The following is a 25,059-nucleotide window of genomic DNA, read 5'->3' on the forward strand; positions in this document are numbered from 1 at the left end:
GCTGAATGCAGCGAGGCCCCTTCCGGCTGTGCCGGAAGGGGCCTCGTGCCGCCAGTTCGGGGCCTTCAGGCGAGATCGAAACGGTCGGCGTTCATCACCTTGGTCCAGGCGGCGACGAAGTCCCTGACGAACTTCTCCTTGTTGTCGTCCTGCGCATAGACCTCGGCATAGGCACGGAGGATGGAGTTGGAACCGAACACCAGATCGACCCGCGTCGCCGTCCACTTCGTCTGCCCGCTCCTGCGCTCAACGATGTCGTAGCTGTTGCGCCCGGTCGGCTTCCAGCTGTAGGCCATGTCGGTGAGATTGACGAAGAAGTCCGTCGTCAGCGCGCCGACGCGATCGGTGAACACGCCATGCCTGCTGCCACCATGATTGCTGCCGAGCACCCGCATGCCGCCGATCAGCACGGTCATCTCGGGGGCCGTGAGGCCCAGCAGCTGGGCGCGGTCGAGGAGCATTTCCTCGGGCTGGACGACGTAGTTCTTCTTCAGCCAGTTGCGGAAGCCGTCATGCACCGGTTCGAGGACCTCGAAGGACTCGACGTCGGTCTGTGCCTGGGTGGCGTCACCACGGCCGGGGGCGAAGGGTACCTCGATCGCGAAGCCGGCGGCGCGGGCGGCCTGCTCGACGCCGAGATTGCCGCCCAGCACGATCACGTCGGCCACGCTCGCGCCGCTTTCGGCGGCGATCTTCTCGTACACCGCGAGCACCCTGGCCAGCCGTGCCGGTTCGTTGCCTTCCCAGTCCTTCTGCGGGGCCAGGCGGATGCGCGCGCCATTGGCGCCGCCGCGCTTGTCCGAACCGCGGAAGGTGCGGGCGCTGTCCCAGGCGGTGGCGACCATGTCACCGACCGTCAGGCCGGCGGCGGCGATCTTCGCCTTCACCGCAGCGACGTCGTAGTCCTTGCGGCCGGCGGGCACGGGGTCCTGCCAGATGAGGTCTTCGGCGGGTACCTCGGGGCCGATGTAGCGTACCTTCGGGCCCATGTCGCGGTGGGTGAGCTTGAACCAGGCGCGGGCGAAGACTTCGCTGAAGTAGTCCGGATCCTTGTAGAAACGTTCGGAGATCTTGCGGTACTCCGGATCCATCTTCATTGCCATGTCGGCGTCGGTCATGATCGGGTTGTACCGGATCGAGGGGTCCTCAACATCGACCGGCTTGTCTTCTTCCTTGATGTTCACCGGTTCCCATTGCCACGCCCCGGCCGGACTCTTCTTGAGCTCCCAGTCGTAGTTGAGCAGCAGGTGGAAGTAGCCGTTGTCCCACTGCGTAGGGTGAGTGGTCCACGCGCCTTCGATACCGCTCGTTACCGTATTCCGGCCGATGCCGCGGCTGGTCTTGTTGTTCCAGCCCAGGCCCTGTTCTTCGACGCCGGCGGCTTCCGGGTCGGGACCCAGTTCAGCGGCGTTACCGTTGCCGTGGCACTTGCCCACGGTGTGCCCGCCAGCGGTCAGGGCAACGGTTTCCTCGTCATTCATCGCCATGCGGGCAAAGGTGATGCGCACGTCGTGTGCGGTCTTGAGCGGGTCGGGCTTGCCGTCGACGCCTTCGGGGTTGACGTAGATGAGCCCCATCATCACCGCGGCGAGCGGGTTTTCGAGGTCACGTTCACCGGAATAGCGGCTGCCTTCGCTGCCGCTGGGGGCCAGCCATTCCTTTTCGGAGCCCCAGTAGGTGTCCTTCTCCGGATGCCAGATGTCCTCGCGACCGAAGGCGAAACCGTAGGTCCTGAGGCCCATGGACTCGTAAGCGACGGTGCCGGCGAGGATGATCAGGTCGGCCCAGGAGAGCTTGTTGCCGTACTTCTTCTTGATCGGCCACAGCAGGCGGCGGGCCTTGTCGAGGTTGACGTTGTCGGGCCAGGAGTTGATTGGCGCAAAGCGCTGGTTGCCGGTACCGCCACCGCCGCGGCCATCAGCGATCCGGTAGGTGCCTGCAGAGTGCCAGGCCATGCGGATCATCAGGCCGCCGTAGTGTCCCCAGTCGGCCGGCCACCACTCCTGGCTGTTGGTCATCAGCTCGGTGAGGTCCTTCTTCAGCGCGACGAAGTCGAGTTTCCTGACCTCTTCACGATAGTCGAAGTCCTCGCCCAGCGGGTTGGTCTTGCGGTCGTGCTGGTGGAGGATGTCGAGGTTCAGCGCGTTCGGCCACCACGCCATCACCGAGTTGCCGGCGGCGGTGTTGCCACCGTGCATCACCGGGCACTGACCGCTGCCACTGGCATTCTTGTCATTCATGCTGCTCACCTCCTGTCATCGATTGTCTGTTTTCCCATCTGACGCGCCGGTCATGGGGAAAGAACCGGGAGCCGTTCAATACCTGCCAGTGTTCCTGCTGCGCTGCAGGGGCAGTATCAGCCCACGACTGAAGCGTAGCAGACAGATGAGCAGGGTTTTAGCAATGAGCTTGATTGACTCAGGCAATGGCGAGCTTGTTTTTATAATTGCACTGTCTATCAGCAGGTGAAATAAAAACCGCGCAGCGTCTGGCTGTGCGGTTTCTGGTCCTGTGCTGTGCGTGCAGCCGCATCGGTCAGCATGGTCCCCCCGCCGGGAATCGAACCCAGATCTGCCGCTTAGGAGGCGGCCGTTCTATCCATTGAACTACAGGGAGAGGGGCGCATTCTAGCGGTTGGCGGGCGGCTCACCAAGCGTGTCGCCGGCCGCTGGCAGTCTTGAGGGCACGGCAAGCTCGGTTGCGGGCGGCGGCGGTGGGGGCTCGCTGCTGCGCTCGCCGCGCGGTGGCAGGATGAATTCGTGCGGGCGGGTGAGCAGGCGCTGCAGCACCAGGCGGCCGAGGCTGCGTGCGTGGTCGAAGGTGATGCGGCGCGCGCGCATGGCGACGTAGAGGGTCAGTGAGAAGCTCACCGCGAGGTTCACCAGGCCGATGCCGGCGACGCCGGCGGCGGTCACGGCCACCATCTGCCAGCTCATCATGAAGTCCAGTGCCGCCGAGGCGTAGCCGACGTAGGCCGACGAGAAGGCGATGTGGCGGATGTCCAGTGGCAGGCCGAAGAGCACGCCGAGCGCGGTGGCGCCGCCGAGCAGAAAGCCGAAGAAGAAGTTGCCGGCGAGTGCGCCGAGGTTGTTCTCGACGTAGCTGGCGACCCGCCCCATGCGAGCTTCGCCGAGCAGGCGGCGCGGCCAGCGCAGCTGGCGCAGGCGCTGGGGGATGCGGTTGTAGGCCGAGAGGTTGTCGTAGTAGCCGGCGATGAGGCCGGAGAGAAACAGGCACACGCCGGCGACGGCGGCGAAGAACAGCGCGCCGCCGCGCGGATCCACTTCGGCGAGGAGCTTGTGGGCCTCATCAGTGCTGACGAAGTGTGCGCCGCCGAGACTGTGGATGGCGAGGGCGATGAGCATTGCCAGCGGCACTGCGATGCCGACGTTGCCGAGGATGGCGGCAAACTGGCTGCGCGCGGTGCGTACGATGAGGTCGGCGAGGGCGTCGAGGCTGCGTGACTTGCCACGCGCCTCGCCGATCGAGGCGGCAATCGCGTTGGCGGTCATGGCCGGCTGCTTGGTGGCCACGGTGCCGCCAAGGACGTGGATGAGGGCGAAGCCGATGCCGTAGTTGAGGCAGAAGGTCAGCGCCTCGTTGAGGGGGGCAAAGCCCTGGCGGCCAAGGATGATCTTCAGCGCCGCCATCAGGGCGATGATGAAGCCGCCGATGATGGCCGAGCGCAGGATGCCGAAGTACTCGCCGCGGGTGGCGGTGATGTAGCGCTCACCGGTGCGGCTGGCGCTCTCGGTCATGCGCAGGGAGAGCAGCTCGACGTTCTGCCCCCAGTAGTCGGAGAGGTTGTTCTTGCGGCACTCCGCGTGCACCAGGGTCTTGAACAGCGCCACCGCCTGGCTGGCCACCGATACCGCGTTGCGGTCGGCGCGCAGGCGGGCGAGGAGATCGAGCAGGCAGGCGATGCGGTCGAGATGCTGGCGCAGGCGTTCGAGCTTGAAGGTCAGTGTCAGGCTGGTGCCGATCTTGCTGGCGCGGCGGCGGATGCGTTGCAGCACCTCGGCGCACTGGTCGAGCATCACGGTGAGGTGGCGTTCGTCTTCCAGGGCCGTACCGGGGTCGGCCCACCATGCGCGGTAGTGGGCAAGGTAGGCGAGCACTTCGGCGTTCTGTGCCAGGAAGGGCGATTCGTGCTGCTCGAGGGTGGGGTCGATGCGCACCAGTTCGGGCTCCAGCCCGATCGACGAGACGTGGTAGGAGAGCACGCGCAGGGCTTCGATGATCTCGTCGAGTACCTGCGGCGGCCTGCCGTGGTCGGTCTCCTCGACGGGGAAGAGCAGGCTGAAGAGCGCCTCCCACTGCGCGTCGTCGATGGCGTTGACCCACACCTCGTCATCGACGCGGTGGAACACCACGCTCAGCACGTCCTTCATGTAGGTGGTGTCGACGACTTCGGGCAGCAGGCGGCCGGAGATGCGCCGCGCGGTCTCGGAAAAGAAGCCGGTCGACGGCAACAGGCCCGAGGCGACGTACAGCGATACCTGCTTGCGCTCGCGGAACAGGCGCGCCAGCGCTGCGCTCATGCACTGGCGCAGGTCGTCGCGGGCAGCGAGCAGATCGATCAGGCGCTGCAGGCTTTGCCCGGCCTGCACGGTGTTGCTCGCGCGGCGCGGGCGGAGGTGGTCGATGAGCGCCACCCACGGCGCGACATCGTCGGCCGGGGGCGTGCAGAACTGCTGCAGGATGGCTTCAAGCGATTGTTTCAAAGGGGTTCTTCTGCGCCGTAAGAAGGATTTGTTGCGGTGCATTATCAACCGATGGGGGCACTGATGGTAGCAGACCGGTAGAATCGGCTCCTCGTTCATTTCCACCCACGCCCGCTGATGCCGCTGCTTGCCGTAGAAAACGCCTGTCTCGCCTTTGGTCACGTCGATCTGCTCGATCACGCCGATTTCCAGCTCGACGCCGGCGAGCGTGTGGCGCTGATCGGGCGCAATGGCTCCGGCAAGTCCAGTCTGCTGCGCGCGCTCGCCGGGCAGGCGACGCTGGACGACGGGCGGGTGTGGCGTCAGGACGGCCTGAAGGTGGCCTACGTGCCGCAGGAGCCTGATTTCGATCTCGCCGGCGAAGTCTTCGCCACCGTGGCTGCCGGCCTCGGCGACGCTGCGCGCCTGCTGGTGGACTACCACGCCGCGATGGTGGCGGTCGCCGAGCGTGCCGACGATGCTGCGCTGGCCCGTCTCGACCACCTCCAGCACGCCGTCGAGGCGGCCGACGGCTGGCGTCTCAACCAGCGTGTCGAACAGATGCTCGACCGCCTCGGTCTGGCCGCCGACGTTTCCGTCTCCAGCCTCTCCGGTGGCGGTGTGAAGCGCGTTGCGCTGGCGCGTGCACTGGTCGCCGAACCCGACCTGCTGCTCCTCGACGAACCCACCAACCACCTCGACGTCGACGGCATCCTGTGGCTGGAGGCCCTGATCCGCGATTTTCGCGGCGCGGTGGTGGTGATCACCCACGACCGTGTCTTCCTCGACAACGTCGCCACCCGCATCATCGAGCTCGACCGCGGCCGCCTGGCGAGCTATCCGGGGCGTTTCGCCGACTACCAGCGCCGCAAGGGCGAGGAGCTGGAGGTCGAGGAAAAGGCCAACGCGCGCTTCGACAAGGTGCTGGCGCAGGAGGAGGTGTGGATCCGCAAGGGCGTCGAGGCGCGCCGCACGCGCAACGAAGGTCGGGTACGGCGGCTGGAGGCGCTGCGCCGGGAGCGTGCCGCCCGTCGTGACCGCCTCGGCAACGTCAACCTGGCCGTGGACAGCGGCGAGAAGAGCGGCCAGATGGTTGCCGAGCTCACCGAGGTGAGCAAGCGCTACGGCGAACGCACGGTGGTGCGGGACTTCTCCACCCGCATCCTGCGCGGTGACCGCATCGGCCTGATCGGCCCCAATGGCGCCGGCAAGACCACGCTGCTGAAACTCATCCTCGGCGACCTCGAACCCGACAGCGGCACGGTGCGCCGCGGCACCCGCCAGACGGTGGCCTATTTCGATCAGCTGCGCGAACAGCTCGATCCCGAACTGCCGCTCACCGAGGTCATCAGCCCGGGTTCGGACTACGTCGAGATCGGCGGCGAGAGGAAGCACGTCATCGGCTATCTGGGCGATTTCCTCTTCGCCCCGCAGCGTGCGCGCTCACCGGTCAAGTCGCTCTCCGGCGGCGAGCGCAACCGCCTGCTGCTGGCACGGCTGTTTGCCCGCCCGGCCAATGTGCTGGTGCTCGACGAGCCCACCAACGACCTCGACATCGAGACCCTCGACCTGCTCGAAGAACTGCTCGCCGGCTATCAGGGCACGCTCTTCCTGGTCAGTCACGACCGTGCCTTTCTCGACAACGTCGTCACCCAGGTGATTGCCGCCGAAGGCGACGGGCGCTGGGGCGAATACGCCGGCGGCTATGCCGACTGGCAGCGCGTCCGCCAGGCGCAGGCCGAGGATGCCGCGCGCGCGCCCAAGGTAGTGCCGGCAGCCGCCGCGCGGCCTGCAGCGGTGGCGGAGAAGGCGCCGGCGGCGCGCGCCGGCAAGCTCAGCTTCAACGAGAAGCGCGAGCTCGAGGCCCTGCCGGTGCGCATCGGTGAGCTGGAAGCGGAGCAGGCTGCCCTCCATGCGCGCATGGCCGATCCGGCGCTGTATCAGAACGCACCGCAGGAAGTGGCGCAGTGCAAGGCGCGCCTGGAGGCCATCGACGGCGAGCTGGAGGCCGCAATGCTGCGCTGGGAGGCGCTGGAGACGCGCGCCGGGGGGTGAATCAGAACTCGCCGAGGGCGGCCACAAGCGCGGCTGCGACGACCGCGCCGAAGAACACCAGAAGGTGGAACAGTGCCCACCAGCGATAGCGCCGGGCGAGGCGCTGGGGGTCGAGGTCGGAGATCAGGTAGAGACGGCGCCCGGCGGGTTTGCGCATCACGTGGGCCTCGGGGGCGGCAAGCACCTCGCGCTGGCGGGCGAGGACCTCGCGGCGGGCCTGGGCGCGCGCCAGTTCCCACTCCTGCAGGCTGATCTCGCCGTCGCCATCGAGATCGAAACGTTCCAGCAGCTCCTGCGGGCGGGTCTTCCAGTCGGCGAGCAGTTCGCCGACCTGGCGCGAGGTGTCGAGCTGCGGCGAGATGCTGCCGACGGTGGAAAACTCGCCGATGACATAGAGCGGGTCGTGCTCGATCAGCGACCACTGGGTGTGGCGCTCCTGGCCCTGGGGGAAGACGTCGCGACGCTTGACCAGCATCTTGGCGCCCTCGGGATCGACCGCGCATTCGCCGCTGCCGTCATCGAGCAGGAAGGAGACCTCGCTTTCCTGCGTGCCGGCGCGATACCACTTGCCGTCGGCACGCCGGCGTTCGGTGACCACCCGGTACCACAGCACCGGCAGACCGTTGATCGGTGAGCGCAACGGCGGGCCGGCGAGCGGGCGGCCGCGGCCGCGCAGCTCGGTATAGCCCTGCGCGGCCGAGGCGATCCGCGCGGTGGGGGTGTCGGCGATCAGGCGGGCATGACGCAGCGAGCGCCACCAGCCATAGAGACCGGTGAGCAGCAGCAGGGCGATGGCCGTCAGGGTGCCGAGGTCGCGGTCCAGACGCAGCGCGACGAACACCAGGCCGAGCTGGATCAGCGGCAGGCTGATGTTGCCGAGGTCGCGGCGCAGGCGGGTCAGCATGCTGCGGGGATCAGGCGCGGAACAGCGCCTTCACGTCCACGTCGGCGGTTTCTGCGGCGGCAAAGCGCAGCAGCGGCTGGGCCTGGTAGCCGAACAGGCGGGCGACGAGGAGGTCGGGGAACTGCTCGATGCGGATGTTGTGCACATTGACCGACTCGTTGTACCACTCGCGGCGGTCGGCAATGGCGTTCTCCAGCGCGGTGATGCGGGTCTGCAGCTGCATGAAGTGTTCGTTGGCCTTGAGCTCCGGATAGGCCTCGGCAACTGCGAAGATCTGCCCGAGGCCGGCGCGCAGCATGCCTTCGGCGGCGCCCAGGGCGGGCACGTCGTGATCCTCGCGGGCGCTGGCAACGCGCGCCCGCGCCTCGGTGACGCGCACCAGGGTGTCCTGTTCGAACTGCTGGTACTGGCGGCATACCGCCACCAGCTTGGGCAGCTCGTCATGGCGCTGCTTGAGCAGCACGTCGATGTTCGACCACGCGCGGGCGACGTTGTGCTTGAGCTGCACGAGGCCGTTGTAGATGACGATGCCGTAGATCAGCAGCACGACGATGGCCGCTGACAGCAAGGCGCCGGAAACGCTCATCACTGTATCCTCCCTGTTCCCGCGCGCATCTTATACTCGAACGGCCGCGGCATCATGCCTGCGGTGCCTTCAGCAATGACGATCGAGGCCATTGCCCGGCAAGCACCCACGCGCCAGCGCGGCCCGATGACGGGCTGTTGCGGCGCTGTTGCGGTGTGCGGTCCGCCTGCCGGGGCAAAGGCCAGAGCCACAGGACAGCGATCTTGACCCCAGCCGATGCCTCCCTGCCGCTGCTGCGCCGCCCCGCCGTGGTGCTGGCCTGCGGTGCCCTGATCCTCACCCTGGCGATGGGGGTGCGCCATACCGGTGGACTCTTCCTGCCGCCGATGACCGCCGATCAGGGCTGGTCGCGCGAAACCTTCTCTTTTGCGATCGCCCTGCAGAACCTCATGTGGGGCCTCTTCCAGCCCTTTGCCGGGGCTTTTGCCGACCGCTGGGGGGCGGGGCGCACGCTGGCCGGCGGGGCGCTGCTGTACGTGCTCGGGCTGGTGATCATGGCGCATGCGGACAGTGCGCTGGGCCTCAATGCCGGGGCCGGCCTGCTGGTCGGCATGGGGCTGGCCGGCACCACCTTCAGTGTCGTGCTCGGCGTGGTCGGCCGCATGGCGCCGCCGGAAAAGCGCAGCCTGTGGCTGGGTATCGCGAGTGCCGGCGGCAGCTTCGGGCAGTTCGCGGTGCTGCCGGTGGGGCAGGCGCTGATCGTCGGTGTGGGCTGGCAGTCGGCGCTGCTGTGGCTGGCCCTCGGTGTGGCGCTGATCATCCCGCTGGCGCGCGCGGTCACCGGCACCGCGGGGAGCAACCATGGCAATCAGACCTTCGGCGAGGCGCTCAACGAGGCCGCGCGCACGCCGAGCTTTCACTTCCTGTTCTGGAGCTTCTTCGTCTGCGGCTTCCAGACCGCCTTCATCATGCTGCATCTGCCGGCCTTCGTCGTCGATGGCGGGCTCTCGGCCAACATCGGCATGACCGCGGTGGCGCTGATCGGCCTGTTCAACATCGCCGGCTCCTTCCTGTCTGGCTGGCTGGGCGGGCTGTACAGCAAGAAATGGCTGCTGGCGTGGATCTATGCGCTGCGCGTGGTCGCCATCCTGGCCATTCTCTTCCTGCCGCTGAGCCCCGTGGTGCTGTATGCCTTTGCCGCCATCATGGGCTTGCTGTGGCTGGGCACGGTGCCGCTCACCAACGGCCTGGTGGCGCAGATCTTCGGTCTCAAGTTCGTCGGCATGCTGTACGGCATCGTCTTTCTCGGCCACCAGATCGGCGGCTTCCTGGGGGCCTGGCTGGGCGGGCGCATCTTCGACGCTTCCGGCAGCTATGAGCAGGCCTGGTGGCTGTCGATCGGCCTCTCGGTAGTGGCGGCGCTGCTCTGCCTGCCGGTGCGCGAGCGCGCGCTGGTGCGCGCCGGGGCGGCCTCATGAGGCGCTCCGTGCGCGTGCTGCTGCGCCTTGCCCTGGTGCTGGTGGCGCTGGCGGTGCTCGGCGCGCTCTTCGTCGCCTATCAGCAGCCGGAACTGCTGATCGATTTCACTAATCTGGTGTTCTGCGGCTGAGAGGGCGTTCAGCCGCCGACAAAGCGCGGAATGACCTCGGCGGGGGCGCCGAGGCGGGCGAGCAGCTGTTCGCGGCCGAGGTGGATGAGGCGTTCGATGGCGGCAATGTCATCGGGCAGCGCGGCGTCGTCCCAGCCGTGGGCGACGTGGCGGGCGAAATCGGCGGCCAGCAGGACGTTGCGCACGCGCGGGTTGTCGGCCTTGTTCTCGTTCATCAGGTCGATCAGCAGTTCGGGCAGCTTCCAGGCGTGCACCAGGGCGGTCTGGATTTCCTTGGCGGTGGCGCCGAACACCGCACGCTGGGCGACCACGCTGCGCAGGTTGCGATCGCGGCGCTGCAGTTCATAGACCTCGGCGGTGAGGGCCGGGGCGCAGATCCAGCAGACGATGTCGGCGGTTTCCAGCAGCAGTGTGGCGACGGTGATCTCGTCCACGTCGAGGTCGTGGCGGACGATGGCCCAGTCGCGCGCGAAATGCGCCGCACGGCGTGCGCGGCCGATGACCTTGAGCACGCCGAGGAGGGCCTTGGGGTGGGCGGCGAGGGTGTCTTCGACGGTGGGCAGTTCGGCGAAGATGCGGAAGAAGGGCTCCAGCCCCATCATCATGATGGCGCGGTCGATGGTGGTGATGTCGTGGTTCTGGGCCTGCCGGCGATGGGTCTGCAGGTAGGTGAGCAGACGGATGGTCATCAGCGGGTCGCGCAGCACCGTGGCGGCGATGCGCTTGCCGCTGAGCTTGTCCATCTCGCCCTGCATCTCGGCCAGCTCGACGACGGTGCGGCGCAGCACCGGCAGGGGGCGGGCGGAGAAGTGGGCGACGTAGGCGTCGACGGAATCCAGTGCTTTGTCGAGCAGGGCCATGGGCTGCACCTGTGGTGTTGATGAGTCGATTATCGACCGCTGCGTCGGGAATGCAAATGGCAGAACGCGGAAATTGCGTGTCGGCGCGGAGCTGACGCGCGATTTCGCTATAATCCTCGGATATTCTTCGCCGAAAAGCGTATTGCCTTGTGCATGCGCGCGGCTCCGGGAGATTCGTCGTGACGCCCTCATTCAAGGCCCTGCTGATCGAACAGGATGACCAGCGCAAGGTCGTCTGCGCGCTGCAGCCGTTGACCGTCGACCAGCTCGATGCCGGCGAGGTGCTGATCCGGGTGCGCTATTCCAGCATCAACTACAAGGATGCCCTGGCCGCCACTGGTGCCGGCAAGATCATCCGCCGCTTTCCCTGTGTGGGCGGCATCGACATGGCCGGCGAGGTGGTCGACAGCGCCGACGCGCGCTTCCGCCCCGGCGATGCGGTGATCGCCACCAGCTTCGATATCGGCGTCTCGCATCACGGCGGTTATGCCGAATATGCGCGCGTACCGGCGGCCTGGGTAGTGCCCCTGCCGGCAGGGCTGGATCTCTTCGAGGCCATGGCGCTGGGAACCGCGGGCTTCACCGCGGCGCTCGGCGTGGTGCGCATGGAGGATAACGGCCTGGCGCCGGCAAACGGCCCGGTGCTGGTCACCGGGGCCACCGGGGGCGTCGGCGGGCTGGCCATCGACATGCTCGCCCGGCTGGGCTATCACGTCGTTGCGCTGACCGGCAAGGCCGCCGAGAGCGACTACCTGAAGGGCCTCGGGGCGGCAGAGATCATGCTGCGTTCGAGCATCGACTTCGACAAGGTGCGCCCGCTCGAAGGGGCGCGCTGGGCCGGTGCGGTGGACAACGTCGGCGGACAGATCCTGCACTGGGTACTGGCCACCATGCAGCAGGCCGGCACGGTGGCGAGCATCGGCAATGCCGCCAGCTTCAACCTCAACACCACCGTGTTCCCCTTCATCCTGCGCGGGGTCAGCCTGCTCGGCATCGATTCGGGTTACATGGGCTTCCCCACCCGTCAGCGGGTCTGGGAGCGTCTGGCCACCGACCTCAAACCGCGTCACCTCGCTGCGGTGACGCGTACCCTTACGCTCGACGAACTGCCGTCCGCCTTTGACGCCTACATCCGTGGCGAGGTCAAGGGGCGCACGGTGGTCCGCATTGCCTGATCGACCGGGAGTTCCGCCGCGCATGAGCGAGCAAGAAGCACAGAACCTGCCCCTGCCCAAGGTGCTGATCGTCGACGATTCGCGCATGGTGCGGGCGTCGCTGATCCGCAACCTGCGCGGGCGCTTCCTGGTGCGCGAGGAGACCGACGGCGAGGCGGGCTGGGAGGCGCTGGTCATCGACCCCGACATCCGCATCGTCATCACCGACATCGGCATGCCGCGGCTCGATGGCTACGGCCTGCTCGAGCGCATCCGTGGCTCCAGGCTGACCCGGGTGCACGACCTGCCGGTGGTGGTGATCTCCGGCGAGGAGGACGACGAGTCGCGCGAGCGCGCCCATCGTCTGGGGGCAAACGATTTCATCACCAAGGGCATCGGCGCTACCGAGCTGGTGGCCCGTCTCGAGTCGCTGGCGCGGCTCGCCGAGACCAGTCGTGACCTGGAAGAAAGCCGGGCGGCGCTTGCTGCGCAAAGCCCGGTCGATCCGGCCACCGGACTGGCCAATGAATCCTATCTGAACTGGCACGCGGAACAGGAAATGGCTCTGGCACGCCGGCATCAGGTCGATATCAGCGCGATGGTGATTGAGATCGACCACTACGAGCAGCTCGTCGAATGGCACGGTCGCCATGTCGCCCAGCTGGTGACCCGCAAACTGTCCAAGATCCTCGGCAGCAAGGTGCGTCAGGAGGACACCATCGCCCAGCTCGCCCCGGACCAGTTCGCGGTGCTGTCGCCAAGTACCGACGTCATCGGCTGCATCGCCTTCGCGCTGCGCATGCAGAAGGCCATGGACAAGCTGGTGATGACCTACCGCGACGAGCGCATCCGCATCAGCGTCACCGCCGGGGTGGCGAGCTCTTCGGTCGACGGCATGCACACCGTCAGCCACCTCATCGGCATCGCCGTGCAGCGCGCCCTGGAAGGGCGGGCGGCGGGTGGCAACCGCGTGGTCGCGGACAAGGGCGAGGTCGGCCAGGATTTCGTCGACAGGTTCTTCAAGCAGGTGGTCAGCATCGACCACGCGCTCTTCCAGCTCAAGGCCGGTGGTGCCGACGAGGTCGCCGTACGCCTGCCCGAAGTGGTCGCTACCCTCATGCCGCTGTTCGAGTTGATAGAATCGAACCTGCGCTGCGGCATGCCGCTGGACGAACTGCGCAAGCACGTTCCCGAGCCGGCCACCGAAGGCGACGACCAGGAATATACCCGGACATCGATATAACAGGAGCCTGCGGCCGCGTGCGGACCGCCGGACCACATCGTGCGGGCCGAGCCCTGCGGCACCGCACCCGTTTCATGTATTTGGGGACAACACAGAAGGGAGAGGATGCGCATGAGCGATTACAAGCAGTTCCACCGCCGTTCCATCGAGGATCGTGACGGTTTCTGGGCCGAGCAGGCCCAACTGGTGCATTGGAACAAGCCGGCCGAACAGGTCTGCGATTTCTCGCGCCCGCCGTTCGTCAAGTGGTTCAAGGGTGGCGAGACCAACCTGTGCTTCAACGCCGTTGACCGCCACGCCGCCGAGCGCCCGAATGATCGCGCGCTGGTCTATATCTCCACCGAGACCAACGAAGAGAAGGTCTACTCCTTCGCCGAACTGCAGCGCGAAGTCGAGCGCATGGCGGCGATCTACCTCGAACTCGGGGTGAAGCGCGGCGATCGCGTGCTGATCTACATGCCGATGATCGCCGAGGCCGCCTTTGCGATGCTCGCCTGCGCGCGCATCGGCGCCATCCACTCGGTGGTCTTCGGCGGCTTTGCCGCCGGCTCGCTGGCCACCCGCATCGACGACGCCAAGCCGGTGCTGATGGTGAGCTCGGACGCCGGCATGCGCAACGGCAAGCCGGTGCCCTACAAGCATCTGGTGGATGAGGCCTGCAAGCTGGCAGAGTTCCCGCCCGCCAAGGTGCTGTTGGTCGACCGCGGCCTCGACAAGGGTTTCCCCAGGGTCGAGGGGCGCGACGTCGATTACGCCAGCCTGCGCGCCAAGCACATGGACGCCCAGGTACCGGTGACCTGGCTGGAATCCTCCGAGCCCAGCTACATCCTGTACACCTCCGGCACCACCGGCAAGCCCAAGGGCGTGCAGCGCGATACCGGTGGCTACACCGTGGCGCTGGCCGCGTCGATGAAGCACATCTTCACCGGCGGCAAGGGCGAGACCATGTTCTCCACCTCCGACATCGGCTGGGTGGTCGGTCACAGCTACATCGTCTATGGCCCGCTGGTCGCCGGCATGGCCACCATCATGTACGAAGGCACGCCGCTGCGTCCGGATGCCGGGATCTGGTGGCAGATCGTCGAGAAGTACAAGGTCAACGTGATGTTCTCCGCGCCCACCGCGGTGCGCGTGCTGAAGAAGCAGGATCCGGCCTTCCTGAAGAAGTACGACCTGTCCTCCCTCAAGCACCTGTTCCTCGCCGGTGAGCCGCTCGACGAGACCAGCCACAAGTGGATCATGGACGAGCTCGGCATCCCGGTGATCGACAACTACTGGCAGACCGAGACCGGCTGGCCGATGCTGGCGATCTGCCGCGGCGTCGAGGAGAGCCGCATCAAGCTCGGCTCGCCCGCCTTCCCGGTGTACGGCTACGACCTGCGCATCTTCCGCGAGGATGGCAGCGAGTGCGGTGCCGAGGAGAAGGGCATCGTCGGCATCGTGCCGCCGCTGCCGCCGGGCTGCCTGTCGACGGTGTGGGGCCAGGACGAGCGCTTCGTGTCCACCTACTTCAGCCTGTTCACCGACCCGGTGGTGTACTCGTCGTCGGACTGGGGTATCAAGGATGCCGACGGCTATCACACCATCCTCGGTCGCATGGACGACGTCATCAACGTCGCCGGCCACCGTCTTGGCACCCGCGAGATCGAGGAGGCCGTGCAGGCCCACCCGGCGATTGCCGAAGTGGCCGTGGTCGGTGTCGCCGACGAGGTCAAGGGACAGATGCCGATGGCCTTCGCCGTGGTCAAGAATGCCGATGACGTGGATAGCGCCGAGAAGCGTGCCGAGCTCGAGAAGGCGGTGATGAAGACCGTCGACAACATGCTCGGTGCCATTGCCCGTCCCAGCCGCGTGCACTTCATCACCGGACTGCCCAAGACCCGCTCCGGCAAGATGCTGCGCCGTTCCATCCAGGCGCTGGCCGAAGGCCGCGATCCGGGCGATCTGACCACCATCGACGATCCCAGCACGCTGGAGCAGATCAGGTCCGCGCTGGCCGGCTGAGCGGCCGTCCGGCTCTGCCGCAGTACCCGAGGCCCGCCCCGTGCGGGCCTCGTCACGTGAGGGCGTATGCATGAAGATTTTTCTCCTCGGCTGTCTCCTGGCGGTTGTGGCGGTGCTCGCCGGTGCCCGCTTCGGCCTCTTCGCGGGGCAGCGCCCGCACGACCTGGGCGTCGCCGATGGCCGTCTGAAGGCGCCCGCGGTAACGCCCAACAGCGTAAGCAGCCAGACTGCCCTCCATCCGGACCACCCGCAGGCCGACTACGCCCGCATTGCCCCCCTGGCGCTGCGCGGGCAGCCCCCGGCGGCGGCCATGCAGGCGCTGGCCGGGCTGCTGCGCACGACGCCGGGCATCACCGTGATCGTCGCGCGCGACGACTACATCCATGCCGAGGCACGCACGCCCTGGCTGGGCTTCGTCGATGACCTCGAGTTCCACGCCGCGGGTGATGCCGCGGCGATCGACCTGCGCTCCGCCAGCCGCCTGGGGCGCAAGGATTTCGGCGTCAACCGCCGCCGCATCGAAGCGCTGCGGGGACGCTGGGAGACAGGGGCGCTTCGATAAGGGGAACCCGCAGTGCGCTTCGCCTGTCCATGAGATACATTTAAACCAGAAACCTCAGTTGATCGCTCTAAGTGATCGCGGACGCCTTACAGGGCTTGGAGTAGGTGCCCTCGACAGCGATCACCCGGCTGTGAGCCCGCTACGCGCCCGATTGCACGCCTGGCGCGCCGCCTGGCCGCGTTGCTCCTCCTTGCAGGGGCTAGCCATGCTGCCTTGTCGCGCCTTGCCAGACGACGCGCCAGACGCACACTCGAGCACGTCCAACTGAGGTTTCCAGGTTCAAGAACACAGCAGGCGCCCGTTGCGGGCGTTTCGTTTGTAAGGGGAGGCGATTGACCATGTACTGCCGGAGTTTGCAGGGGTGCTGAACGCGGTTCTGGGTATCGCGCTGGCGATGCTGCTGGCGCCGGCCCTGTCGCGCGTGCTCGACGACCGCGCCGGTTTCCTGCTCGCCGCGGCGCCGCTGGCGGCTTTCGTCTGGTTCGTGCTGCAGGTGCCGGTGGTGGCCGGTGGCGGCGAACTCATCGAGGCGCTGGCCTGGGTGCCGGCGCTGGAGGTGACGCTGGCCTTCCGTCTCGACGGCCTGTCGCTCCTCTTCGCGCTGCTGGTTTCCGGCATCGGCACGCTGATCGTGCTCTACGCCGGCGCCTATCTGTCCGACCACCATCACCTCGGGCGCTTCTATGCCTACCTGCTCGGTTTCATGGCGGCGATGCTGGGTCTGGTGCTGGCCGACGACTTCATCGCCATGTTCGTGTTCTGGGAGCTCACCAGCGTTGCCTCCTTCCTGTTGATCGCCTTCCTGCACGAGAAGAGCGATTCGCGCCGTGCGGCACTGCAGGCCCTGTTGATCACCGGTGGCGGCGGGCTGGCGCTGCTCGCCGGGCTCATCCTGCTCGGCGTGGTCAGCGACAGCTGGCAATTCTCCGCGCTGCAGGCCGCGGCGGTCGAGGGCCACGTGCTCTATCCGGCCATCGTCGTGCTGATCCTCATCGGCTGCTTCACCAAGTCGGCGCAACTGCCTTTCCATCTCTGGCTGCCCAATGCGATGGCGGCGCCGACGCCGGTATCGGCCTACCTCCACTCCGCGACCATGGTGAAGGCGGGGGTGTATCTGATGGCCCGCCTCAATCCCGTGTTCGGCGGGCCCGAGGGCTGGGGCACGGTGCTGGTGGTGGTGGGGGCGGCGACCGCGCTGGTGGGGGCGGTGCTGGCGATCCGCCAGACTGACCTGAAGCGCATCCTCGCCTACACCACGGTGACCGTGCTCGGCCAGCTCACCATGCTGATCGGCACCAACACGACCTACGGGCTGCAGGCCTTCGTCATTTACCTGCTTGCGCATTCGCTCTACAAGGGCGCGCTGTTCATGGCCGTGGGTGCGGTCGACCACGCTACCGGCACCCGCGAACTGGGGCGCCTCGGAGGGCTGATCCGCTTCATGCCGCTGACCGGCGCGGCGGTGGCCCTGGCGGCCTTCTCCAACGCCGGTCTGCCGCCGTTCTTCGGCTTCATAGCGAAGGAGTTCAAGTACACCGGGCTGATCGAACTCGGCCCGCTGGGCTGGCTGAGCACCGGGGTGATGATCGCCACCAATGCCTTGCTGCTGACCGCCGCCGGGCTGGTCTTCATCCGCACCTTCCTGGGCCGCAAGGGACGTTATCCGCGCGTGCCGCACGAGGTCAGCGCGCCGATGTGGGCGGGGCCGATGGTGCTGGCGCTGGGGGGCTTTGCGCTCGGGGCTTTCAACAACCTGCCCGAGGTGTGGCTGGTCAATGCCGCAGTGCAGGCGGTGGCGCGCGGTCCGGTGGAGGTCAACCTGTATCTCTGGGGCGGCATCACCCCGGCCCTGGTGGCCAGCGCGCTGACCGTCTCGCTGGGGGCGCTGGCCTATGTCTTCCGTTACCAGGTGCGCCTGCGTCTGGCGCGTCTGCGGGTGTTCTGGCGGATCAGCGGTGACCTCATCTGGGATCGCATGCTGAAGCGCCTGTTCGTCTTTGCCGGCACCCTCGCGGGCAACTTCCAGCACGGCTCCCTGCGCCTGCACATGAGCCTGCTGGCGCTGGTCGCCACCGCCGTGGCAGTGCTCGCCGTGATTGCCATGCCCGGCAGCCTGCTCGCTGCGGCGGATACCTATGCGCCCTTGTCGCCGGCCGGGCTGGCGGGCTGCGCGCTGGCCGTGTGCGGCGCGGCCGGGGCTGCGGTGATGCGTGGGCGCTTGGCTCTGGTGGCGGCGCTGGGGCTGTCGGGGCTGGGGCTGGCGCTTTTCTTCCTGGCTGCCAACGCGCCCGACGTCGCGGTGACCCAGTTGATGGTGGAAACCCTCACCGTGGTCTTTCTCGCCCTGGTGCTGCGGCGCATGCCGCCGATGCGGGTGGTGGGTTCGCGCGCGCCGCTGGTGCGGCGCTATCACGCTGTGGTGGCCGGCCTGTTCGGGGTTGCGGCGACCTTGCTGGTGCTGGCTGCGGTCAGTCAGCCGCTGCCGGGCGGGATCGCCTCGTGGTTCATGCACAACAGCCTGCCCGGCGGACACGGGGCGAACGTGGTGAACGTGATCCTGGTCGATTTCCGAGCGCTCGACACGCTCGGCGAGATCCTCGTCGTCGGCCTCGCCGGTCTTGCCGCGGCAACGCTGCTGGGCGAGGGGCGCGGACCGGCGATGAGCCGCCAGCAGGGCCGTGCCGGTTTCGATTCGGTGTTCCTGCGCCAGGGCATGCGGCCGTTGGCGACCCTGCTGACGCTTGTTTCGCTGGTGTTGCTGTGGCGCGGCCACAACCTTCTCGGCGGTGGTTTCATCGGCGGGCTGGTGGCGGCCACCGGGCTGGTCTTGCTGGCCCTGGGCTTCGGCGTGCCGCTGGTGCGCCGTCTGCTGCGCGTGTCGCCGGCCTGGCTGGTGGGCGCCGGTCTGGCGTGTGCACTGGGCGCCGGCCTGCTCGGTCTGCTCGCCGGCGAGGCCTTCCTCACCGGGCTGTGGGCGGCGCCGGCGGGGCTGCCGCTGGGGACGCCGCTGCTGTTCGACGTCGGGGTGTTCCTGACCGTGCTGGGTGCGGTGCTGCACATGCTGTTCCGCCTGCTGGAAAGCGAGGAGGACTGACATGGAATTGATTGCTGCGCTGACCGTCGGCGTGCTGGTGGCCATCGGTGTCTGGCTGCTTCTCGACCGCAATCTGGTGCGTGTGGTGCTGGGCGTGGTGGTGCTTGGCAACGCCATCAACCTCGCCGTGCTTACTGCCGGCCGCCTCGGTGGGCAGGCCGCTGCCTTCGTGCCCGGCGGGGTGGTGCCGGAAGCGGCCGCCAATCCGCTGCCGCAGGCGCTGGTGCTGACCGCCATCGTCATCGGTTTTGCGCTGTTCGTCTTCGCGCTGGCAGTGCTCAAGCGCACCCGCGAAGAGCATGACAGCACCGAGACCGACCGCATCACCCGTGTTGCCGAGGCGCCTGCGCCTGATCTGCCCGCCGACGGCAAGGAGGGGGCATGAACGCCTGGCTGGTCGCGCCGATCGCGATTCCTCTCGTTACCCTCGTGCTGTGCATGTTGTGGCGGCGCAATCCGCCGCTGGTGGCGGCGCTCAGCGTGCTTGGTGCGGCGGCGCTGACCGTGGTTGGCCTGGCCCTGGTCGGCAAGGTTGCCGACGGCGCCATCCTCGCCGGACAGATGGGGGGGTGGCAGGCGCCCTACGGCATCTCGCTGGTCATCGACCGGCTGGCCGCGGCGATGGTGGCGATCACCGGGGTGATCGGGCTGGCGACAGTGGTGTATGGCGTGAGCCGCCCCGGCGACCCGGCGGTGGGGCGCGATTTCCACCTCTTCGTGCAGGGACTGCTGACCGGCGTCTGCGGCGCCTTCATCACCGGCGACGTGTTCAATCTCTATGTCTGGTTCGAGGTGCTGCTGATCGCCTCCTTCGCGCTGATGGTCCTCGGCGGCGGGGCGCGGCGCCTGTCGGGCACGGTGGTGTATGTGTTCCTCAACCTGCTCGCGACCCTGCTTTTCCTGCTTGCCGCAGGCCTGCTCTACGGCGCCACCGGCACCCTCAACATGGCCGAGCTGGCAGTGCACGCCGCAGCCGGGGAGGTGCCCGCGGGCGGTATCGTGGCGGTGGTGCTGATGCTGCTGGCCTTCTCCATCAAGGCCGCGCTGTTCCCGGTGTTCGGCTGGCTGCCGGCGTCCTACCACGTGGCGTGGACGCCGGTGTCGGCGCTGTTCGCCGGTCTGCTCACCAAGGTCGGGGTGTATGCGCTGATCCGCATCGTCACGCTGGTCTGGCCGCAGGCCGGACTGGCCCATGAGGTGCTGCTGTGGGTGGCCTGCTTCACCATGCTGGTGGGGGTGCTGGGCGCGGCGGCGCAGACCGAAGTGCGCCGTATCCTCTCCTTCCACATCGTCAGCCAGGTCGGCTACATGGTGCTGGGGCTCGCGCTCGCCACGCCGCTGGCGCTGGCCGGGGCAGTGTTCTATCTCATCCATCACATCGTCGTGAAGGCCAACCTGTTCTTCATCGGCGGGCTGGCGGCACGCATTGCCGGCTCGGAGCGCCTCGCGGCGATGGGCGGGCTGTACGCCCACGCGCCCTGGCTGGCAATCCTGTTCGCCATCCCGGCGCTGTCGCTCGCAGGCATTCCGCCCTTGTCGGGGTTCTGGGCGAAGTTCGTGCTGGTCAAGGCCAGCCTCGACACCGGCGCCTGGATTGCCGCCGCGGTGGCCCTGATCACCGGGGTGTTCACCTTGCTGTCGATGAGCAAGATCTGGAACGAGGCCTTCCTCAAGGCCCACCCCCAGGGTGAGGGCGCATTGCGCCGCGCAACCGGCAGTGCGCCGGCCTATGCCGCGGTGGCGGTACTGGCGGCGATCACCGTGGCGATCGGCCTGGCGGCCGGGCCGGTGATGGCGTATGCGGTGGCTGCCGCGGCGCAGCTTGCCGATCCGTCGGCGTACGCAGGCGCGGTGTTTGCCGCGGGAGGGCGCTGAGATGCTGGCGGTTCATCTGCTGCTTGCCGTCGGCCTGGCTGCCTTCGCCGATGCGCTGTCGCCTTCGGGGGTGGTGCTGGCCTTCGTGCTGATCTACGTGCTGCTGCGCCTGTCCTCGCGCTTGCTGGGGATGCGCGCGTATGTCGTGAGGCTGGAGCTCGGGGTGTGCTTCGTGGGCTGGTTCGCGCTGGAGATCCTCAAGGCCAGCCTCGATGTGGCCCGCCTGGTGCTGGCGCGCAGGGTGGCGATCGCCCCGGCAGTGCTGCGGGTCAGGCTGGTGCGTCGCGACGAGCGCGTGGCTACCCTGCTGGGGTGTCTGCTGACGCTGACGCCGGGCACCCTGGCTCTCGATTACGATGCCGCAGGCGGTGTCCTCTACGTCCATGCGCTGGATACCGATGGGGCCTCGGCGGTGGAGGACAGCGTGCGGCGCATCGAGGCGCGCCTGCTGGCGTGGCTGGACGCGGGGCGGCCGGCAAGGGAGGAAGTGCAATGAATGTGGAGATCGTCGGTGCGGGTTGGGTGCTGCCGCTGGCCTTCGTGCTGCAGGGCGCGAGTGCGGCGCTGATCGTGGTGCGCCTGCTGCGCGGGCCTACCGCGCCCGACCGCGTGGTGGCCATCGATGCGCTGACCCTGCTGGGGGTGGCGGTGGTTGCGCTGCTGGCGCTGCATACCGCGCAGTCTGCGCTGCTCGATGCCGCGGTGGTGCTGGCATTGGTGTCCTTCCTCGGTACCACGGCCTTCATGCTGATGTTTGCGCCGCGCAAGGGTGAGGCGGAGCGTCTCGCCGGGGAACTGGCGAGCGGTGAGCGGCGCGCTGCGGATGTGCCGGAGGTGCGGCGATGAGTGCGTCGCCGCTGGCCTGGCTGGCGAGTGTGCTGATCCTCGCCGGCACGCTGTTCTGTCTTATCGGCGCCATTGGCGTGCTGCGCCTGCCCGACTGCTATACGCGCATGCACGCGGCGAGCAAGGCGGGGGCGCTGGGGGCGGCGATGGTGCTTGGCGGCGTTGCCGCGGCAACCAGCGGCGAGGCGGCGCTGGAGGCAATGTTTGCCCTGTTGGTGCTGCTGGCTACTGCGCCGCTGGCTGCACATGCGCTGTCGCGTGCTGCGCACCGTGTCGGGACGCGCCCGCAGACCGGCGTGCTGGGCGATGCGCTGGCGGAAGATGCCGATGGTGCGGCGGACGCCGGCGTCAAGGGCTCAGCGCGAGGTGGTGGGCGGGTCGGAGAGCCCTGAACTGCCGGCGCCTTCCTCGAAGCCGCGTTCGATCTCTTCCTGGATCACCCGCCAGATCGGCTTTACGATGAAGCGCATGTTCTTGATGATGGCGTGTACGTCCATCATCGACGGCACCCGCAGGCCGCGGTGATCGACACCTCCGCCGATCTGGCGGATTTCCACGCCGAGCTTGCCGAAATGCGCCGCCAGCCGCGGTTCGGTGAGGACGAAGAGCGTATCGACGCCGCTGCGTGCGGCCAAGGCCACGGCACCGAGGTAGAGCCCGATGGGAATGTAGGGGAAGCGCGGGCGGTCGGCGGCGCCGAAATCCTCGTCGTGAATGGGGGCGGCGTCGCGCGCTTCGCCGCGGCGGCGGCGGTAGGTGGCACGCACGGCGAGGCGGGAGACCTCGGCAATACGCTCCCGGGGCAGGCGCGCGGGGTCGATGATGCGGCGGTCGAGTGTGTGCGCGCAGGTGTGCTCGAAGGGCAGCAGTTCGTCGGCGCTGCGGGTGAGCACCAGCCGGGTACAGCCGACCGGCTGCTCCGGGGCCTGCGAGGTGGTGAGCAGGCAGTGCAGGCTGCGCGCGTCGAATTCGTCGGTCTCGCGGCGGTCGGGGCGTTCGGGTTCGAACTTCAGTTCCTCGCAGTACACCTCGTGGCGGATGCGATAGACGCGGTCTCGCAGGGTGTCGTCGACGGCCGGGGCGATGCGGAAATACTTGCGGAAGCCGTGCCCGAGGTTGAAGCGTTCGAAGAGCAGCATGTGGGCAACTCAGTTGGTCTGGCGCAGGGCTTCCACCACCGGCGTGGCCGAGACGCGACGGGCGGGAAAGACCGCTGCCAGCACGGTGGCGGCAAAGCCGATCAGGAAGGCGGTGAGCACGGTGGCGGGGATGACGCGGATGAACGCAGTGTAGCCGACGTTGGCATTGGGCGGCGGCGGCATGGGGATGCCAATGGCGGAAATGATGAGCGCCAGCGTGATGCCGATCACGACCCCGAGGGTGGCGCCGAGCGCACCGAGGACGAGGTTCTCCACCACGATGAGGCGGAACACGTCGCGCTTGCGGTTGCCCAGTGCCTGCAGGGTGCCGAACTCGCCCAGGCGTTCGAAGGCGCTCATGTTGACGCTGTTGGCCACCGACAGCAGCACCATGAAAAGGATGATCCACTGCAGCACGCCGAACTGGCGGTCGTAGAGCTGCAGGGTCTTGTCGTAGAAGTCGGACAGCTCGCGCCAGTTGCGTGCCTCCATGCTTGCCGCGTCGATGCGCGCCCGCACCGCGGCGTGGGCGCTGTCGGTGTCGGCGGTGTGGTGCAGGGTCACCACCAGTACGTTGGCGCCCGGGGTGTCCATCAGGGTCTGCGCCGCCGCCAGCGGAATGCGCACTGCACGGGCGTCGAAGTCCTTCGAGAAGCTCTGGAAGACGCCGACGATGTCGAAGTCCAGAGTGTTCATGGCGCCATCGGCGGTGGTCATCACCAGTGTCGCCTGGTCGCCAGGGCGCAGGTTCATGGCGTGCGCGACGCCCTGGCCGAGCAGCATGCCGAATTCGTCGCCGTCCTCGAGCTGGCGTCCGGCGGTGATCTGCAGATAGGTGCCGAGGCGGGCCTCCTTGTCGGGCTCGATGCCCTCGCCGATGATGGCCAGGTCGCGGCGGCCGTTGTTGATCAGGCCGGCGAAGTTCAGCCGCGCGGCGACCTCGGCGACCGCCTCGTGTTCGGCCAGGGTGGCCGCCAGGCGCTCCGGCTGGTCGATCAGGAAGCGGTCGGGCTGGCGCGTGCCGCGGTCAAGGAAGTCCTTGCGGAAGACCTGCACGTGGCCGGTCTGCGAGTGGATGATGGCTTCGCCGAGCTGGTGGAAGATGTCATGTACGAAGCCCCCGGAGAGGATCAGCCCACTGACCCCGAAGACGATTGCCGCCAGCGTCATCGCGGTACGCAGTTTCTGGCGGAAGATGTTGCGCAGGGCGAGCTTGAAGAGCATGGCAGTCAGCGCTGGTGGCGCAGGGCGTCAACGATGTTCATGCGCGAGGCCTTCCACGCCGGGGCTAGGCCGGCCAGCAGGGTGGTGAAGAAGGCAAGGATGAAGCCGTCCATCGCCAGAGCGGGGGAGATGGCGATCTCGCCGATGTAGCCGCGCGCCATGCCGGGTGGGGGCGGCATCGGAATGCCGATCAGCGATACCACTTCGCCGAGGGCGTAACCGAGCACGACGCCGATCACGCCGCCGACCACGCCGAGCAGCATGCCTTCGACGATGAACAGCGCGAGGATGCCGCGCCGGCGCACACCGAGGGCCATCGAGGTGCCGATTTCACTGGTGCGCTCGATGACCGCCATCGACAGGGTGTTGGAGATGCTGAGAATGACGATCAGCGCGATCAGCAGGCGGACCACGCCGACCTGCTTGGAAAACAGTTCGACGGTCTTGTTGTAGAAGTCGGCCAGCGCATGCCAGGGGATGACTTCGAACTCTCCTGCAGGCAGCTGTGCGCGCATGCGCTCGATGCTGCGGTCGGTGGCGGCGGTGTCATTGAGCAGGATCACCCAGCTGGTGGCCCCCTGCACGCGGATCAGCTCGCGGGCGACGGCAATCGGCGTGCGCAGTACGGTGTCGTCGTACTCCTTGGTGATGGTTGCGAAGATGCCGGCAACCTGCAGTTCGACGGCGTTGATGCCGCCGCTGGCGGTGGTGGCGAGCAGCACCACGGTATCGCCGGGGCCCGCTCCCAGGTTGGCGGCCAGTCCCTCGCCAAGGAGGACGGAGCTGCCCGGGCTGGCGGTGAGGTCACGGCCGGCGACAATGGTGATGGCGGCGGAGATCGGTGCTTCCAGTGCGGGGTCTATGCCTTCGCCGATGAAGGAGATGGTGTCGTCGCCGTGGCTGATCAGACCGCTGAAGGCGAGCCGCGGCGCCACCGTGAGTGCACTGTCGCCGGCTGCCCGCGCCGCCACCGTGGTGTCGTCGGGGAGCAGGTAGTTGTAGGGGTCGCCGAGCCCCTCCTGGAAGTAGCCCGGACGGGTGACCTGGACGTGCCCGAGCTGCGAGTGGATGGTCATCTCGCGCATGTTCAGCAGTATCCAGTGGATGAAGCCGCCGGCGAGCAGGTAGGCGATCACCCCGCCGCAGATGATGAGCAGTGCGAGCAGCGCGCGACGGCGCTGCCGGCTTGCATTTCGGGCGGCGAGGGAGAAGACTTGCAGGGTGTGATTCAGAATGGAAGCCAAGATGCCGTTTCACTCTG

At 67.7% G+C, this 25,059-nt stretch carries 21 protein-coding genes and 1 tRNA gene; 13 read left to right on the forward strand and 9 right to left on the reverse strand.

What is annotated here, in order from left to right:
- Positions 1–65: 65 nt before the first annotated feature.
- The 3 genes from katG to C8261_RS05895 form a co-directional block, all read right to left on the reverse strand.
- A complete protein-coding gene (katG, locus tag C8261_RS05885; protein ID WP_107492743.1) occupies positions 66–2,240 on the reverse strand; it encodes a catalase/peroxidase HPI in 2,175 nt (724 codons plus the stop codon).
- 301 nt (positions 2,241–2,541) lie between these two features.
- A tRNA-Arg gene (locus tag C8261_RS05890) sits at positions 2,542–2,616 on the reverse strand.
- Positions 2,617–2,627: 11 nt separating this feature from the next.
- Positions 2,628–4,724 (reverse strand): site-specific recombinase, encoded by a 2,097-nt coding sequence (locus tag C8261_RS05895; protein ID WP_408003209.1) that lies wholly within the window; start codon positions 4,722–4,724, stop codon positions 2,628–2,630.
- A gap of 117 nt (positions 4,725–4,841) precedes the next feature.
- Here C8261_RS05895 and C8261_RS05900 point away from each other — a divergent pair, with 117 nt between their 5' ends.
- Positions 4,842–6,758 (forward strand): ATP-binding cassette domain-containing protein, encoded by a 1,917-nt coding sequence (locus C8261_RS05900; RefSeq protein WP_107492745.1) that lies wholly within the window; start codon positions 4,842–4,844, stop codon positions 6,756–6,758.
- A 1-nt stretch (position 6,759) separates the two neighbouring features.
- Here C8261_RS05900 and C8261_RS05905 read toward each other — a convergent pair whose 3' ends face one another.
- Together C8261_RS05905 and C8261_RS05910 are read right to left on the reverse strand one after the other, a co-directional pair.
- Positions 6,760–7,662 (reverse strand): hypothetical protein, encoded by a 903-nt coding sequence (locus tag C8261_RS05905; protein WP_107492746.1) that lies wholly within the window; start codon positions 7,660–7,662, stop codon positions 6,760–6,762.
- A gap of 10 nt (positions 7,663–7,672) precedes the next feature.
- Complete coding sequence (locus C8261_RS05910) at positions 7,673–8,248, reverse strand: LemA family protein (protein WP_107492747.1); 576 nt, start codon at positions 8,246–8,248, stop codon at positions 7,673–7,675.
- Between the two features lie 203 nt (positions 8,249–8,451).
- Here C8261_RS05910 and C8261_RS05915 point away from each other — a divergent pair, with 203 nt between their 5' ends.
- Positions 8,452–9,666: an MFS transporter gene (locus C8261_RS05915; RefSeq protein ID WP_107492748.1), complete on the forward strand. Its 1,215-nt coding sequence runs from the start codon at positions 8,452–8,454 to the stop codon at positions 9,664–9,666.
- Complete coding sequence (locus C8261_RS17730) at positions 9,663–9,797, forward strand: hypothetical protein (protein WP_268987174.1); 135 nt, start codon at positions 9,663–9,665, stop codon at positions 9,795–9,797. The genes C8261_RS05915 and C8261_RS17730 overlap by 4 nt, the downstream gene beginning before the upstream one ends.
- 8 nt (positions 9,798–9,805) lie before the next feature.
- Here C8261_RS17730 and C8261_RS05920 read toward each other — a convergent pair whose 3' ends face one another.
- Positions 9,806–10,657, reverse strand: coding sequence for an HDOD domain-containing protein (locus C8261_RS05920; protein WP_107492749.1), 852 nt, complete (start codon positions 10,655–10,657; stop codon positions 9,806–9,808).
- A 179-nt stretch (positions 10,658–10,836) separates the two neighbouring features.
- On the opposite strand from C8261_RS05920, the gene C8261_RS05925 reads away from it, so the two are divergent.
- The 10 genes from C8261_RS05925 (at position 10,837) to mnhG (ending at position 21,827) form a co-directional block, all read left to right on the forward strand.
- A complete protein-coding gene (locus C8261_RS05925; RefSeq protein ID WP_107492750.1) occupies positions 10,837–11,832 on the forward strand; it encodes an oxidoreductase in 996 nt (331 codons plus the stop codon).
- Positions 11,833–11,854: 22 nt separating this feature from the next.
- Positions 11,855–13,054 (forward strand): GGDEF domain-containing response regulator, encoded by a 1,200-nt coding sequence (locus C8261_RS05930; RefSeq protein ID WP_107492751.1) that lies wholly within the window; start codon positions 11,855–11,857, stop codon positions 13,052–13,054.
- Positions 13,055–13,159: 105 nt separating this feature from the next.
- A complete protein-coding gene (locus C8261_RS05935; RefSeq protein WP_268987175.1) occupies positions 13,160–15,058 on the forward strand; it encodes a propionate--CoA ligase in 1,899 nt (632 codons plus the stop codon).
- A 70-nt stretch (positions 15,059–15,128) separates the two neighbouring features.
- Complete coding sequence (locus C8261_RS05940) at positions 15,129–15,620, forward strand: DUF1499 domain-containing protein (RefSeq protein WP_107492753.1); 492 nt, start codon at positions 15,129–15,131, stop codon at positions 15,618–15,620.
- Positions 15,621–16,014: 394 nt separating this feature from the next.
- Positions 16,015–18,714 carry a hydrogen gas-evolving membrane-bound hydrogenase subunit E gene (gene mbhE, locus C8261_RS05945; RefSeq protein WP_107492960.1) on the forward strand — a complete coding sequence of 900 codons (2,700 nt, stop codon included), beginning with the start codon at positions 16,015–16,017 and terminating at the stop codon, positions 18,712–18,714.
- A gap of 1 nt (position 18,715) precedes the next feature.
- Complete coding sequence (locus C8261_RS05950; RefSeq protein ID WP_107492754.1) at positions 18,716–19,099, forward strand: sodium:proton antiporter; 384 nt, start codon at positions 18,716–18,718, stop codon at positions 19,097–19,099.
- Entirely contained in the window at positions 19,096–20,589 is a 1,494-nt protein-coding gene (locus C8261_RS05955; RefSeq protein ID WP_107492755.1) for a proton-conducting transporter transmembrane domain-containing protein, read from the forward strand. Before C8261_RS05950 ends, C8261_RS05955 begins: the two co-directional genes overlap by 4 nt.
- Before the next feature lies 1 nt (position 20,590).
- Complete coding sequence (locus C8261_RS05960; protein ID WP_107492756.1) at positions 20,591–21,085, forward strand: Na+/H+ antiporter subunit E; 495 nt, start codon at positions 20,591–20,593, stop codon at positions 21,083–21,085.
- Positions 21,082–21,435, forward strand: a complete 354-nt coding sequence (locus C8261_RS05965; RefSeq protein WP_107492757.1) for a monovalent cation/H+ antiporter complex subunit F — start codon at positions 21,082–21,084, stop codon at positions 21,433–21,435. The genes C8261_RS05960 and C8261_RS05965 overlap by 4 nt, the downstream gene beginning before the upstream one ends.
- Positions 21,432–21,827 (forward strand): monovalent cation/H(+) antiporter subunit G, encoded by a 396-nt coding sequence (gene mnhG / locus C8261_RS05970; protein WP_107492758.1) that lies wholly within the window; start codon positions 21,432–21,434, stop codon positions 21,825–21,827. Before C8261_RS05965 ends, mnhG begins: the two co-directional genes overlap by 4 nt.
- On the opposite strand, the gene C8261_RS05975 is transcribed toward mnhG, so the two are convergent.
- Genes C8261_RS05975 through C8261_RS05985 form a run of 3 tightly spaced genes read right to left on the reverse strand, consistent with a single transcriptional unit; the run spans position 21,792 to position 25,042 of the window.
- Entirely contained in the window at positions 21,792–22,574 is a 783-nt protein-coding gene (locus C8261_RS05975; protein ID WP_107492759.1) for a PEP-CTERM/exosortase system-associated acyltransferase, read from the reverse strand. The two genes, mnhG and C8261_RS05975, sit on opposite strands and share 36 nt — an antisense overlap.
- Before the next feature lie 9 nt (positions 22,575–22,583).
- Positions 22,584–23,798, reverse strand: a complete 1,215-nt coding sequence (locus C8261_RS05980; RefSeq protein ID WP_107492760.1) for an ABC transporter permease — start codon at positions 23,796–23,798, stop codon at positions 22,584–22,586.
- Positions 23,799–23,803: 5 nt separating this feature from the next.
- Positions 23,804–25,042 (reverse strand): ABC transporter permease, encoded by a 1,239-nt coding sequence (locus tag C8261_RS05985; RefSeq protein WP_328588053.1) that lies wholly within the window; start codon positions 25,040–25,042, stop codon positions 23,804–23,806.
- Positions 25,043–25,059: the final 17 nt, after the last annotated feature.

This window comes from Pseudothauera lacus (assembly GCF_003034845.1).
Lineage (GTDB): Bacteria > Pseudomonadota > Gammaproteobacteria > Burkholderiales > Rhodocyclaceae > Pseudothauera > Pseudothauera lacus.